We start from the raw sequence: 13,473 nt of genomic DNA on the forward strand, positions 1-13,473 counted from the left end.
GCGTGGCAAACCCAGAGGCAACCTGACCATGAAGACTCATCGCATCACTTCCGAAGTGGGCCGCCTGCAGACCGTACTGATCCACCAACCGGGATTCGAACACCGCAAGACAGTGCCCTGGAACAAGGACGCGATGCTCTTTGACGACATCCTCGACCTGGATGCCGCCCGGCGCGAGCACCGGGGATTTGCCGACGAGCTCTCGGTCAGCGGTGTCAACGTGGTCTATCTGCTGGACCTGTTGAAGGAAGTCTGCGAGGACCGCACCCTGCGCGAAAAGGTGTACCTGAACTTCCTTGGCGAGGAACTGATGGCCCGCGTGGACCTCAAGCGCCTCGAGCCCTGGCATCTGATCCATGGCTGGCCCAACCGTTACCTGATCACTCCCGAAACTCCCGTGCCTCCACTGCCCAATCTGTACTTCACGCGCGACCCGGCCTTCGTGATCCATGACTGCCTGATCATCGCGCACCTTTTCTGGCCCGCACGCAAGCAGGAAGGCCGGCTGCTGCAGTCGGTGTTCTCGCTGCACCCCGACTGGTCACACCTCAAGGTCTACAGCGGACTGATCGAGGATCCTGAGGCGCGCGTCGAGGGCGGTGACGTGCTGGTGGCCGACGAGCACACCGTGATGGTGGGCGTGGGCGAGCGCACCAACGAGGCGGGTGTGGAACACCTGGCGCGGTTCCTGTTCGAGAATACTCCGGTCGAGCGCGTGCTGAAGGTCTTTCTGCCGGCCAAGCGCGAGTTCATGCACCTGGACACGGTGCTGACCTTCGTGGACCGCCAGCGCATTCTGACCCTGCCTTACCTCTGGGATCGGCCCGAATACTACGCGGGCGTGGCCGAGAAGGCCAAGGCGATCTGCGAGAAGTATCACCATCGCTATACCGGGCCCTCGCCCGAGGAACTGGCCCAGGGCTCGCGCCTGGAAGTGATGCACAGCGACGGGCGCCGCGAGAGTGTTTCCAATGTGCTCGAAGGACTGGCCAATCTGGAGATCATCAACCCGGACTGGACCGTCTGGGTGGGTGGGCGCCTGAACCTCTATCCTTCGCAGGAGGAGCACATCGTGGCCGCCCTGCGCGAGCAGTGGAATGACGCGGCCAACACCTTCGCGCTGGCCCCCGGACGTGTCGTGTGTTACCAGCGCAACTCGCGCACCCTGCAGGCCCTCGAGGAAGCGCACGTGGATCTGGTGACCTTCCACGGCAGCGAACTGGTGCGTGGTCGGGGTGGCGCCCGCTGCATGACCATGCCGATTTCCCGGGCCTGAGACCCTTACCATCAACCGCAAGCATCACGGTCCGTCGGGGCCGGGAAAGTCCGCGTGGAAACCCGCACCATGCGCCTGGCGCGCAACGAGGACCGTCGTCTGCGCGCCGGCCACCTCTGGATCTACAGCAACGAAGTGGACACGGCCCAGACCCCGCTGAAGCAGTTCGGCCCGGGTGAACAGGCCCGCGTCGAAACCCATTCCGGCCAGCTGCTGGGCATGGCCTTCGTCAATCCTCAATCCCTGATCTGTGGGCGAATGGTCAGCCGAGACGAGTCTCCCCTGGGACCACGTCGGCTCAAGCGTCGCCTGGAACAGGCTCTGGCACTGCGTGAGCGCCTCTTTTCCGAGCCGTGTTATCGCCTGGTGCATGGCGAGAGCGACCTGCTGCCCGGGCTGGTGGTCGACCGTTTCGGGGACCACCTGAGCGTGCAGCTGAACACGGCGGGCATGGACAGGCTGGGCGGCGAGATCGTGGACACGCTGCGCAAGCTGCTGAAACCCGCCTCGATCCTGCTGCGCAACGACAGCGGCATGCGGACCCTGGAAGGTCTGGAACGCACGGTCGAGGATGCCTTCGGTGTGACTCCCGACGAGGTGGAGCTGATCGAGAACGGCCTCCGGATGCGCGTGCCCCTGCGCCAGGGCCAGAAGACCGGCTGGTTCTACGACCAACGCCCCAACCGGGCCTGGCTGCAGGGCCATGCCCGTGATGCACGCGTGCTGGACGTGTTCAGTTATGTGGGGGCCTTCTCGCTGCAGGCCGCGGCACACGGAGCCAGCGAGGTACTGGCCGTGGACTCCTCGGCCCTCGCCCTCGATTTCGTGGCGCGCAATGCGGAGCTGAATGGTGTGGGCGACAGGGTCAGCACGCGTGTCGGTGATGCCTTTGACGTGCTCAAGGAGCTCAAGGACGAGGACCAGCGCTTCGACATCGTGGTCGTGGATCCGCCCGCCTTCATCAAACGCAAGAAGGACTCCGAGGACGGTCTGCGCGCCTATCGCCGGATCTTCGAGCTGGGCATGCGCCTGCTCAGCCCCGATGCCCTGCTGCTGGCCGCATCGTGCTCGATGCACCTCTCCCGCGACCAGATGGTGGACACACTGCGGGCCAGCGGTCGTCATCTGGACCGCCATGTCCAGATCCTGGCGGAAGGCGGCCAGGGGCCCGACCACCCGATTCACCCCGCGATCCCCGAAACCCGCTACCTCAAGGCCATGCTCTGCCGGGTCTATCTGCCCTGACCGTCAGGATTTCCTGACGCATGCTGGCAAGACGCCTGCTGCAAGGCCAGCAACCGCCGCTGGCACAGACGCCTGCTGCAAGGCCAGCAACCTCCGCTGGCACAACGCCTGCTGCAAGGCCAGCATCCTCCGCTGGCACGACGCCTGCTGCAAGGCCAGCAACCTCCGCTGGCATCATGCCTGCTGCAAGGCCAGCATCCGCCGCTGGCACAACGCCTGCTGCAAGGCCAGCATCCTCCGCTGGCACGACGCCTGCTGCAAGGCCAGCAACCGCCGCTGGCAAGACGCCTGCTGCAAGGCCAGCAACCTCCGCTGGCACAACGCCTGCTGCAAGGCCAGCATCCTCCGCTGGCACGACGCCTGCTGCAAGGCCAGCACCCTCCGCTGGCATCACGCCTGCTGCAAGGCCAGCATCCTCCGCTGGCACGACGCCTGCTGCAAGGCCAGCAACCTCCGCTGGCATCACGCCTGCTGCAAGGCCAGCATCCTCCGCTGGCAAGACGCCTGCTGCAAGGCCAGCAACCTCCGCTGGCATTACGCCTGCTGCCACGCCAGCATCCTCCGCTGGCACAACGCCTGCTGCCAGGCCAACATCCTCCGCTGGCGTCACGCATGCTGCCACGCCAGCATCCTCCGCTGGCACGACGCCTGCTGCAAGGCCAGCACCCTCCGCTGGCACAACGCCTGCTGCAAGGCCAGCAACCTCCGCTGGCATCACGCCTGCTGCAAGGCCAACAACCTCCGCTGGCGTCATGCCTGCTGCAAGGCCAGCACCCGCCGCTGGCAGGACGCCTGCTGCTAGGCCAGCATCCTCCGCTGGCATCACGCCTGCTGCAAGGCCAGCATCCTGAAGTGGCCAGAGAGAAAAGGCGCGACCCGTGGGGATCGCGCCCTTGTTCGACTTCAAGCTGGACTAGCGCGCCAGCTTCTCCAGGACGGCGGCCAGGGTGGGCTCGCCGATCTCCTGCAGTTCGTAGCCCACGCGCAGGGCGGGTTTGTCGAAGGAGATCAGGCGGCGCAGGTCGATGGGCGTGCCGATGATCACCAGATCGACCGGAGCGGCCTCGATGGTGTCCTTGAGGTCCTGGACCTGCTTGTCGCTGTAGCCCATGGCCGGCAGGATCGGGCCGGTGCCCGGGTACTTGACGAAGGTGTCATGGATCGTGCCCTTGGCGAAGGGACGCGGGTCCACGATCTCGGCAGCGCCCCAGCGCTTGGCGGCCACCCAGCCAGCACCGTAGGTCATGCCGCCGTGAGTCAGGGTGGGGCCGTCCTCGATCACCAGCACGCGCTTGCCGCGAATGCTCTCGGCATTCTCGACCGTCAGCGGACTGGCGGCTTCGATCACCACGGCCTCGGGATTGAGCTGGCGATTGATCTCGTGACACAGTTCGATCTGCTCGCGGGAGGCGCTGTCGATCTTGTTGACCACGATGGCATCGGCCATGCGCACGTTGGTTTCGCCGGGATAGAACTTCGCGGCGTGATCGGGGCGATGGGGGTCCACCACCGTGATGTGCACATCGGGAGTGTAGAAGGGCGTGTCGTTGTTGCCACCGTCCCAGATGATCACGTCCGCTTCGGCTTCGGCCTTGCGCAGGATCTTCTCATAGTCCACGCCGGCATAGATCACCAGCCCGGCGGCGATGTAGGGCTCGTACTCCTCGCGCTCTTCGATGGTCACCTTGTGAAAGTCCAGGTCCTCATAGCGCGCGAAGCGCTGCACGGCCTGGGCGGCCAGATCGCCATAGGGCATGGGATGGCGCACGGCCACCACCTTCTTGCCCATCGCCTTGAGCATGCGCACCACCTTGCGGCTGGTCTGGCTCTTGCCGCAGCCGGTCCGGCTGGCGCAGATGGCCACGATCGGCTTGGTGGAAGCGATCATGGTGCGGGCCGGGCTCAGCAGCTGGAAGTCGGCTCCGGCCGCGTTGCAGAGGCTGGCCAGATTCATCACGCGCTCGTGGGGCACATCGCTGTAGCTGAAGACGCACAGGTCGGCTTTCAGGTCCTTGATCAGACGGGCCAGCTGGCTCTCGTCCTCAATGGGAATACCGTGCGGGTACCGCGGTCCGGCCAGTTCGGGCGGGTAGCGCCGACCGTCGATGTCGGGAATCTGGGTCGCCGTGAAAGCCACCACCTCCACGTCGGCATTCTGACGGTAACAGACGTTGAAGTTGTGGAAATCCCGTCCCGCGGCGCCGAGAATGATCACTCTGCGTGCCATGCGTTCCTCCATTCATCTGGGTTGCCGAGTTTCTTCACGAGCGGCCCGAGCGTGGCAGACTGCTGACCTCGCCGGCAAACAGCACCCGGAAATCCGGAAGCGGCAGTGTCCCTTTTTTGCTCTTCCATGGACTTGATCATTGTCAGATGGAAAGGTGCCGGAACGCCATGCCCCGATCCGGGGTACGCCAGCAATGAGTCACCCTGGAAAACGTTCAGATCACCTTACCTTGGCCCACGTTTGCGGAAGAAAGCCTGCTCACAATCTCGAGGAGTTCCATGCGCACTGTGTTTTCCATCCTTCTCGCCCTGGTCATGGGCGTTCTGCCACTGGCGGCCCAGACGGCCGGCGGACGCCAAGCCGGCACGGGAGGCGCGGCACCCGGAGTTCTCAGTGGGCGCGTGCTGGACGCCGAAGTGGGCTCCCCGGTGGCCTGGGCCAATGTGGTGGTGCTGAGCACGCGGGACAGCAGCCTGATCGCGGGCACCATCACCGACACGGAAGGACGGTTCCGGCTGGACAACCTGCGCCCCGGCCCGGCACGACTGGAAGTACGTTTCATGGGCTACCACACACTGACGCTGGACAGTCTGCGTCTGCGTCCCGGTTCCCCCGCCCGTGATCTGGGCGAACTGCAGCTGCACCAGGCGGTTCTGGAAGGCGAGGAACTGACCGTGCGCACCGACAGGGCGCCCGTCGAGTACCACATCGACCGCAAGGTCGTGGCCGTGGACCAGCAACTGGCGGCCGCCGGAGGCAGCGCGGTCGAGATCCTGGAAACCGTGCCCTCGGTGGATGTGTCGATCGACGGCACGGTCAGTCTGCGCGGCAGCACTTCCTTCACCGTGCTGGTGGACGGCCGGCCCTCGGTCCTGGATGCCAACGACGCACTGGAACAGATGCCCGCCAGCTCGCTGGAGAGCATCGAGATCATCACCAACCCCAGCGCGCGCTATGACCCCGAAGGTCGCGCCGGCATGATCAACCTGATCACGCGCAAGCAGAAGCAGTCCGGCACAGGCATCCGTCTGAATGCCCGGATCGGCCAGCGCGGCAACGGGGGTGGTGACGTCACCGTGACACGCCGCGGCCAGCACGTGGATCTGGAACTGGCCGTGGACGGCAACCGACGCAACAACCCCGGAGTCAGCGAAGGCTGGGAACGCACCACACTTGCGGGACAGACCGACCTGCTCTCGTCCCGCGGGGACTTCAGCCGCGAGCGATCGGCTCTGGGCCTGCGCACGGGCCTGACCTGGCGTGCCACCGAATCCGACCAGATCCGGCTGGCGCTGCGCACGGGTACCCGCGATGGCGGACGTCGCAGCACCGAACACCTGAACCTGCAACCCGCCAGTGGCGAGGACTTCCGCAGCAACAGTGTCTCGAACTCGACCCGCGACAACCGCTTCTTCAGCACCAGCCTCGATGGGGAACATCGCTTCGCCCGCAAGGGGCACACCATTGCCCTGGGGGCCCAGCTGAGTCACCGCACGGGCGAGGAGCAATCCGAAGAACTGACCCGCGCGCTGGATGGCCGGGCGCTCTCGGGCAGCATCAGCCGCGAGGACGGGCCCCAGGACAACATGGAATTCACTCTGGATTACACGCTGCCGCTGGGGAGCGGTGAGTGGGATCAGGGCGGCGGCTCCCTGCTGGAACTGGGTGCCCGCAGCACCTTCGAAGATGGCACCGACCAGCTCTCGACTTCTGAACTGGACACATTGACCCAGTACTATGACATGCTGCCCGATGCCTCCCGCGAGATCACCACCACCGAGCGGGTCCACGCGGTTTACGGCCTGCTCAGTTCCCGCGTCGGGCCACTGGGCGTGAAGGGCGGGCTGCGCGTGGAACAGGACGACCGCACCGTGGCCGGACTGGACAGCAGCGTCACACGCCTGCAGACCGACCTCTTCCCCAGCCTGCACCTCAGCTGGGAGCTGCGTCCCGGCAATACCCTCAGCCTCAGCGGCTCCCGGCGCATCGACCGCCCGCGCGGCTGGTTCCTGGAACCCGGGCTGACCCGCGTGAACTCGTACACGGTGCGCACGGGCAACCCGGATCTCTCTCCCGAGTACATCAACTCCTTCGAACTGGGCTGGCAGCGCGTGTTCGCCGGCGGACGGTCACTGAGCACCGAAACCTGGTATCGCACCACCAGCAACCTGATGGAGTTCATGACCGTGGTCCAGCCCGACGGCAGCCGGTTGCAGTCCCCGATCAACGCGGGCAGCGAGCGCAGCCTGGGGCTGGAGCTGGGCTGGTCCCAGGACCTGAACAGCTGGTGGAACCTGAACCTGATGGGCAGCCTCTCGCGGATCCGTCTCACGGGCGACCCGCGGCTGGGCACCGGTGACTCGGACCGCTCCAGCTGGAACACGCGCATGCAGAACCGGATCAAGCTGGGTCCACTGACCCGGATCCAGCTCGATGGCAACTACCACAGCCCCCAGCCCACGACCCAGGGCGAGAGCGCGGGCTTCGCCACGGTCTCGCTCTCCGTGCGGCAGCAAAGCGCCGACCGCCGTCTGAGTCTGACCCTGCAGGCCAATGACCTGCTGGATCAGGCACGACACGAAATGACCACCCGGCGCACCGATTACAGTGCCTTCCGGCGCTTCCAGCCCGAGTCGCCCAGCCTGCAGATGATCCTGAGCTGGACCCTGGACCCCGACCGCCGCGACCGCGACAAACCCACGCGCGAGCCAATGGACTTCGAAGACGACGGCTTCTAGCCCGAAAGTCGCCGCACGTTGCCCCAGGCACTCCGCGCAGCGGAATCAGGACGTCCAAGCGATTCCGAACATGGCACCACGGCGATTTCGTTGCAGCCACCCCCTTGCAGGCGCAGCATTGAACGAAAACGGGGCCCCGCCGGGCCCCGTTTTCGTTGAATGCTGCGGACCTGAGTCAGGGAAGTCTGCGGGCCCCTCAAGGGCCCGCAGACTGAACTGACTCAGGCGTGGATGGCACGCTTGCCGGTGGCGGCCAGCGCCGCTTCCTTGACCGCTTCGGTGAAGGTGGGGTGGGCGTGAGACATCCGAGCGATATCCTCGGCGCTGGCCTTGTACTCCAGCGCGACCACTCCTTCGATGATCATGTCGGCCACGCGGGCTCCGATCATGTGCACGCCCAGAATCTCGTCGGTCGCGGCATCGGCCAGCACCTTGACGAAGCCATCATTTTCCCCGGCCGCACGGGCCCGCCCCAGGGCGCGGTAGGGAAAACTGCCCGACTTGTAGGCGCGCCCCTCGGCCTTGAGCTGCTCTTCGGTCTGGCCCACTCCGGCCACCTCGGGCCAGGTGTACACCACCCCGGGAATCGCGTTGTAGTTGATGTGCGGCTTCTGGCCGGCGATCTGTTCGGCCACCAGGGTGCCTTCTTCCTCGGCCTTGTGGGCCAGCATGGCACCGCCCACCACGTCACCGATGGCCCAGATGTGATCCACGCCCGTGCGCAGGTGGTCGTCCACCACCACGAATCCACGCTTGTCGGTGGCGACTCCGGCCTTGCCCAGTTCCAGTGCATCGGTGAAGGGCGAACGCCCCACCGCCACCAGGCAGTGGTCTCCCTTGAAAGTCACCGCGTTGCCCTTGCTGTCCTGGGCTTCCACGGTGACCCGGCGCCCCGAATTGGTGATCGAGGTCACCTTGTGCGAGAGGAAGAACTGCATGCCCTGCTTCTTGAGCACCTTCTGCAGTTCCTTGCCCAGGGCACGGTCCATGGTGGGGATCAGGCCATCCAGGTATTCGATCACGGTCACCTGGGTGCCCAGCCGGCTGTAGACGCTGCCCAGTTCCAGACCGATCACACCGCCGCCGATCACCAGCAGTTCCTTGGGCACCTTGGGCAGCTTGAGCGCCTCGGTGGACGAGATGATGCGCTTGCCGTCGAAGGGCGCAAAGGGCAGGGCCGTGGGGCGCGAGCCGGTGGCGATGATCGTGTGTGTCGTCTCGAGCCGTTCCAGCGTGCCGTTCTCGTGCTTGACCTGGATCGTGCGCGCATCCAGAAAACTGCCGATGCCCTGGTGGATCGAGATCTTGTTCTTCTTCAGCAGGAATTCCAGCCCGTTGCAGGTGTCCTGCACCACGCGGTCCTTGCGGGCCAGCATCCTGTCCCAGTCGAAGCCCACCTCACCGGTGGTGATGCCGAAGTCAGCGAAGTGAGTGCGGGCGTTGTGGAAGTGCTCGCTGGAATCCAGCAGCGCCTTGGACGGAATGCAGCCCACATTGAGGCAGGTGCCGCCGAAGGTGGGATACTTCTCCACCAGGGCGGTCTTGAGGCCCAGCTGGGCACAACGGATCGCGGCCACATAGCCTCCGGGGCCCGAGCCGATCACCGTGACGTCGTAAGTCATCGTTCCTCCGTGTTGCAGAAAAGGATCAGACCCGCAGCAGCATGCGCATCGGGTCCTCGAGCAGCTGCTTGACCCGCACCAGGAAAGTCACCGACTCGCGGCCGTCGATGATGCGGTGGTCGTAGGACAACGTGAGATACATCATCGGGCGAATCACCACCTGGCCATTGAGGGCCACCGGGCGATCGACGATGTTGTGCATGCCCAGAATGCCGCTCTGGGGTGGATTGAGAATCGGGGTGGACATCAGCGAGCCGAAGACTCCACCATTGGAAATGGTGAAGGTCCCTCCGGTCATCTCGTCAATGGTCAGCTTGTTGGTGCGGGCACGCTCGGCCAGGCGTTTGATCTCGGCCTCGATCTGGAACAGGTCCAGACTCTCGGCGTTGCGGATCACGGGCACGACCAGACCCTTGGGCGCACTGACCGCCACGCCCACGTCACAGTAGTCATGGTAGATCAGTTCGTCACCGTCGATGAAGGCATTCACCGCGGGCACTTCGGCCAGCGCCAGCGTCACGGCCCGGGTGAAGAAGGACATGAAGCCCAGCCCGACCTCGTGTTTCTGCTGGAACAGCTCCTTGTAGCGCTTGCGGGCGTCCATGATCGCGCTCATGTCCACCTCGTTGAAGGTGCTGAGCATGGCGGTCTGGTTCTTGACCGCCACCAGCCGTTCGCTCACCTTCTGGCGCAGTCGGGACATTGGCTCACGCCGCTCGTTTCTGCCGGCCGGGGAAGCCGGCTGTGCCGCAACCGACGAATCGGCCACCGGCGCCGCGGGTGCGGGGGCCGACGGAGCGACAGCCGCGGCCGGACGGGTAGCGGGGGCGGGCGCGGCGGGCCGGGCCTGATGAGCCAGCACGTCCTGTTTGGTGATCCGGCCGCCGGGGCCCGTGCCGGCCACATCGGCCGCCTTGAGTCCGGATTCTTCCAGCAGCTTGGCCGCGGCCGGACTGGGCACACCACCACGGGTGCCCGGCGCACTGGCCTCGGCGGCAGCGGCTGCGGGCTGGCTCACAGCGGCGGACTCGGCGGGTTTGCCCGGCTCTTCGCCCGTGGCCGCAGGGTCGATGCGGCCCACCACGGCACCCACGGCCACATCCTCACCGGCGGGGACCAGAATGCTCAGCCGCCCCGCCACTTCGGCGGACACGCCCAGAGTGGCCTTTTCCGATTCCACTTCCAGCAGGTCGTCATTCTTGCGGACCATGGCTCCATCGGCGTGCAGCCAGGCGGAAATGCTGACCGTGCTGATGGATTCGCCCGGGCTGGGAATGGTGATCTCGACGCTCATGAGTAACACTGCCTTTCGATTGGGCCTAGACGAAGGCCTGATGCAGGATCTCGGCCTGCTCGATTTCGTGGATCCGGTGAAAACCCGTGGCCGTCACGCTGCTTTCGCGCCGCGTGATGCCTTCCAGTTTGTGGTCGCGGAACTTGCGCAGCATGAAGGACCAGGCTCCCATGTTCTCCGGTTCTTCCTGGACCCAGACATGGCGCTCGGCCTTGCGATAGCGCGCCAGCACCGCCCGCAGCTGGTGCTCGGGCAGCGGGTAGAGTTGCTCGAGGCGCACGATGGCCACATCCTCGCGCCCGTCTTCCTGCTGCTTGGCGCGCAGTTCGTAATACAGCTTGCCCGAGCAGAGCAGGACGCGAGTGACCTTTTCAGGTGTCGTGGTCGGGTCGTCCAGCACCTCGTGGAAGCGTGTGCCTTCGGCCATGTCTTCCAGCGGGCTCTGGCAATCCTTGTGACGCAGCAGGCTCTTGGGCGACATCACGATCAGCGGTTTGCGGAAGGGCCGGTGCAGCTGGCGACGCAGCAGGTGGTAGAAGTTGGCCGGCGTGGTGCAGTTGGCCACTTGCAGATTGTACTCGGCACAGAGCTGGAGCATGCGTTCGAGGCGCGCGCTGGAATGGTCGGCACCCTGGCCCTCATACCCGTGGGGCAACAGCAGCACCAGACCGCTCATGCGCAGCCACTTGCCTTCGGCGCAGGAGAGAAACTGGTCGAAGATCACCTGGGCCGTGTTGGCGAAGTCGCCGAACTGGGCTTCCCAGATCGTCAGCCCCTGGGGTGCCGCCGTGGAGTAGCCGTACTCAAACCCCAGCACTCCGTACTCGGAAAGCGAGGAATTGAAGATCCGGAACTGGCCCTGATGGTCGCCGATGTGCACCAGCGGACGGAACTCCTCTTCGGAGTCATCCACCTTGAGCACGGCGTGTCGATGGCTGAAGGTGCCGCGTTCCACATCCTGGCCCGTGAGACGCACGGGGCGACCCTCGTCCAGCAGACTGGCGTAGGCCAGGAGCTCGCCCATCGCCCAGTCCACGCGTGAGTGGTCGCGCACCATCTCCAGACGTTCCTGGTAGATCCGGCGGATCTTGTTGAAGAAACGCGGTGCCTCGTGCAGGGTTGAAATGCGGATGCCCAGTTCGCGCAGTCGCTCCAGCTTGACTCCGGTGATCGGTGACTCCTGGAAATCCCGCGGGGTCGCCCGACGCAGACCCTGCCAGTCGCCATCCAGGGTCGAGGCCATGGGGGTCGTCTCACGCTGGCGCGCCTGCTCCAGGGCCTGTTCCAGTTCGGCGGTGAAACTCTCTTCCAGCCGGGTGGGCAACTCCGGGTTCAGGCGTTCTTCGGCCAGCAGGCGTGTCCGGTAGATCTCGAGGGGGTCGGGATGGCGCGCGATCGCCTTGTAGAGCACGGGCTGGGTGAAGCGCGGCTCGTCGCTTTCGTTGTGGCCGTACTTGCGATAGCCCAGAATGTCGATGAACACATCGCGCGAGAAGCGCTGGCGGAACTCGACCGCCAGTTCCATCACATAGATCAGGGCCTCGACATCGTCGCCGTTGACATGGAACACGGGCGAGAGGGTGGTCTTGGCGATGTCGGTGCAATAGGTGCTCGAGCGGCCGTCCAGATAGTTGGTGGTGAACCCCACCTGGTTGTTGAGCACGATGTGGATCGTGCCGCCGGTCTGGTAGCCCTTGAGCTGGGACATCTGCAGCACTTCGTAGACCACGCCCTGCCCTGAGATGGCTGCATCACCGTGGATCAGGATCGGGGCGATCCGGCGGTTGTCGCCCTCGTGGTGGAAGTCCATCTTGGCGCGCGTGCCGCCGATGGTCACCGGGTCCACGGCCTCAAGGTGCGAGGGATTGGGTGTCAGGCTCAGGTGCACATGGTGTCCCGCGGGTGTGACCACATCGCGGGAATAGCCCATGTGGTACTTGACGTCACCGGCGATGTCGTGGTCCTCGTAGCCCTTGCCCTCGAACTCCGAGAAGATGGTGGCGAAGGTCTTGCCCATCACGTTGGAAAGAATGTTCAGGCGGCCGCGGTGGGCGGTGCCGATCACGAATTCGCGGATGCCCAGGTCGGCGCCCTTGCGGATCACGGCGTCCAGGGCGGGCACCACATTCTCGACCCCTTCGATGGAAAAGCGCTTCTGCCCCACGAAGCGGCGGTGCATGAAGCGCTCGAAGAGCACGGTGCGGGTCAGCAACTGCAGCACGTGTTCCTGTTCGGCCTGACTGAAATCTCGCCGGTTGGCCTCCGACTCCATGCGCTCGCTGAGCCAACCGAAGGTGGCCGGGTCGCGCAGGTAGCGATACTCCACACCGATCGAGGCACAGTAGGTCCGCTCCATGTGGGCAATGATCTCGCGCAGGGTGGCAGGGCGCTTGAAGATGCCGCGCCCGGCCTCGAAGGTGCGTCCCAGGTCGGACTCCTCCAGCCCGAAGGCTTCCAGGGTGATCTGCCCCTCATAGACCCGACGAGTGCGCACCGGATTGGTGCGCGTGAACAGGTGCCCACGCTGGCGGTAGGCTCCGATCATGTTCAGCACACGGCTTTCCCGCATCACCTCGGAGCTGCCGCCCGCTGCATTGCCGTTGGAGCTCGAAGGCTGTCCGTCGCCATGAACAGCGCGCGCCAGATCAAAGCCCTGGAAGAAGTGTCTCCAGCCCTGATCGAGTTGCTCCGGGTTCTGCTGGTACTGCTGGTACAGTGCATCCAGGGCGGCCGGATCGGCATTGCCGACGGGCGTGTTGAAGTTCATCGGGAAACCCCTTCACGGGAGCCCGTTTCCGCAGCGCTCTGAGTCCGGGTCTCAGTCAGGCTCGAAAGACGGTTCGGGTGGGTGAGTGTCGTCATGGGCGACCGGTGCATCCGGTACGGGATTCCTTGTTGTTGTCTGTGCTCCCGTCAGGCGCAGGATTGCGGACCGGCCCATGGGACGCTGAATATACAAATCGGACCAACTGGCGGGCAGGGGCCTCGGATCCCGCATCCTGGGCGTCCGGTGAGCCTGCGCCGGCTTCCGTGCGGATGCCGGCAGAGGGCCTGAACCCGATTCCCTGGCC

8 protein-coding genes are annotated in these 13,473 nt (G+C 65.2%); 4 read left to right on the forward strand and 4 right to left on the reverse strand.

Annotated features, from left to right (window positions below):
• The first annotated feature begins 28 nt into the window (after positions 1-28).
• Genes H6678_12915 through H6678_12925 form a run of 3 tightly spaced genes read left to right on the forward strand, consistent with a single transcriptional unit; the run spans position 29 to position 3,323 of the window.
• Entirely contained in the window at positions 29-1,276 is a 1,248-nt protein-coding gene (locus tag H6678_12915) for a hypothetical protein (GenBank protein ID MCB9474696.1), read from the forward strand.
• A gap of 54 nt (positions 1,277-1,330) precedes the next feature.
• The gene (locus tag H6678_12920; protein ID MCB9474697.1) at positions 1,331-2,521 is read left to right on the forward strand and encodes a class I SAM-dependent rRNA methyltransferase; all 1,191 of its coding nucleotides are present in this window, start codon (positions 1,331-1,333) and stop codon (positions 2,519-2,521) included.
• Positions 2,412-3,323 (forward strand): hypothetical protein, encoded by a 912-nt coding sequence (locus H6678_12925; GenBank protein ID MCB9474698.1) that lies wholly within the window; start codon positions 2,412-2,414, stop codon positions 3,321-3,323. Before H6678_12920 ends, H6678_12925 begins: the two co-directional genes overlap by 110 nt.
• A 111-nt stretch (positions 3,324-3,434) precedes the next feature.
• On the opposite strand, the gene H6678_12930 is transcribed toward H6678_12925, so the two are convergent.
• Positions 3,435-4,760, reverse strand: coding sequence for a GTPase (locus H6678_12930; protein MCB9474699.1), 1,326 nt, complete (start codon positions 4,758-4,760; stop codon positions 3,435-3,437).
• A gap of 266 nt (positions 4,761-5,026) precedes the next feature.
• Here H6678_12930 and H6678_12935 point away from each other — a divergent pair, with 266 nt between their 5' ends.
• Positions 5,027-7,486: a TonB-dependent receptor gene (locus tag H6678_12935; protein MCB9474700.1), complete on the forward strand. Its 2,460-nt coding sequence runs from the start codon at positions 5,027-5,029 to the stop codon at positions 7,484-7,486.
• A gap of 221 nt (positions 7,487-7,707) precedes the next feature.
• Here H6678_12935 and lpdA read toward each other — a convergent pair whose 3' ends face one another.
• Genes lpdA through H6678_12950 form a run of 3 tightly spaced genes read right to left on the reverse strand, consistent with a single transcriptional unit; the run spans position 7,708 to position 13,169 of the window.
• Positions 7,708-9,108 carry a dihydrolipoyl dehydrogenase gene (gene lpdA / locus H6678_12940; protein MCB9474701.1) on the reverse strand — a complete coding sequence of 467 codons (1,401 nt, stop codon included), beginning with the start codon at positions 9,106-9,108 and terminating at the stop codon, positions 7,708-7,710.
• Positions 9,109-9,133: 25 nt separating this feature from the next.
• On the reverse strand, positions 9,134-10,402 hold the full coding sequence (gene odhB / locus H6678_12945) for a 2-oxoglutarate dehydrogenase complex dihydrolipoyllysine-residue succinyltransferase (GenBank protein MCB9474702.1): 1,269 nt from the start codon (positions 10,400-10,402) through the stop codon (positions 9,134-9,136).
• A gap of 25 nt (positions 10,403-10,427) precedes the next feature.
• Positions 10,428-13,169 (reverse strand): 2-oxoglutarate dehydrogenase E1 component, encoded by a 2,742-nt coding sequence (locus H6678_12950; protein MCB9474703.1) that lies wholly within the window; start codon positions 13,167-13,169, stop codon positions 10,428-10,430.
• Positions 13,170-13,473: the final 304 nt, after the last annotated feature.

Source organism: Candidatus Delongbacteria bacterium (genome assembly GCA_020634015.1).
GTDB lineage: Bacteria > CAIWAD01 > CAIWAD01 > CAIWAD01 > CAIWAD01 > JACKCN01.

What these genes read in the sequence shown, in the direction of transcription:
- odhB (MCB9474702.1), bottom strand. Translation starts at nt 10,402, where the DNA reads ATGAGCGTCGAGATCACCATTCCCAGCCCGGGCGAATCCATCAGCACG.
- H6678_12935 (MCB9474700.1), top strand. Translation starts at nt 5,027, where the DNA reads ATGCGCACTGTGTTTTCCATCCTTCTCGCCCTGGTCATGGGCGTTCTG.
- H6678_12925 (MCB9474698.1), top strand. Translation starts at nt 2,412, where the DNA reads ATGTCCAGATCCTGGCGGAAGGCGGCCAGGGGCCCGACCACCCGATTC.
- H6678_12915 (MCB9474696.1), top strand. Translation starts at nt 29, where the DNA reads ATGAAGACTCATCGCATCACTTCCGAAGTGGGCCGCCTGCAGACCGTA.
- H6678_12930 (MCB9474699.1), bottom strand. Translation starts at nt 4,760, where the DNA reads ATGGAGGAACGCATGGCACGCAGAGTGATCATTCTCGGCGCCGCGGGA.
- H6678_12950 (MCB9474703.1), bottom strand. Translation starts at nt 13,169, where the DNA reads ATGAACTTCAACACGCCCGTCGGCAATGCCGATCCGGCCGCCCTGGAT.
- lpdA (MCB9474701.1), bottom strand. Translation starts at nt 9,108, where the DNA reads ATGACTTACGACGTCACGGTGATCGGCTCGGGCCCCGGAGGCTATGTG.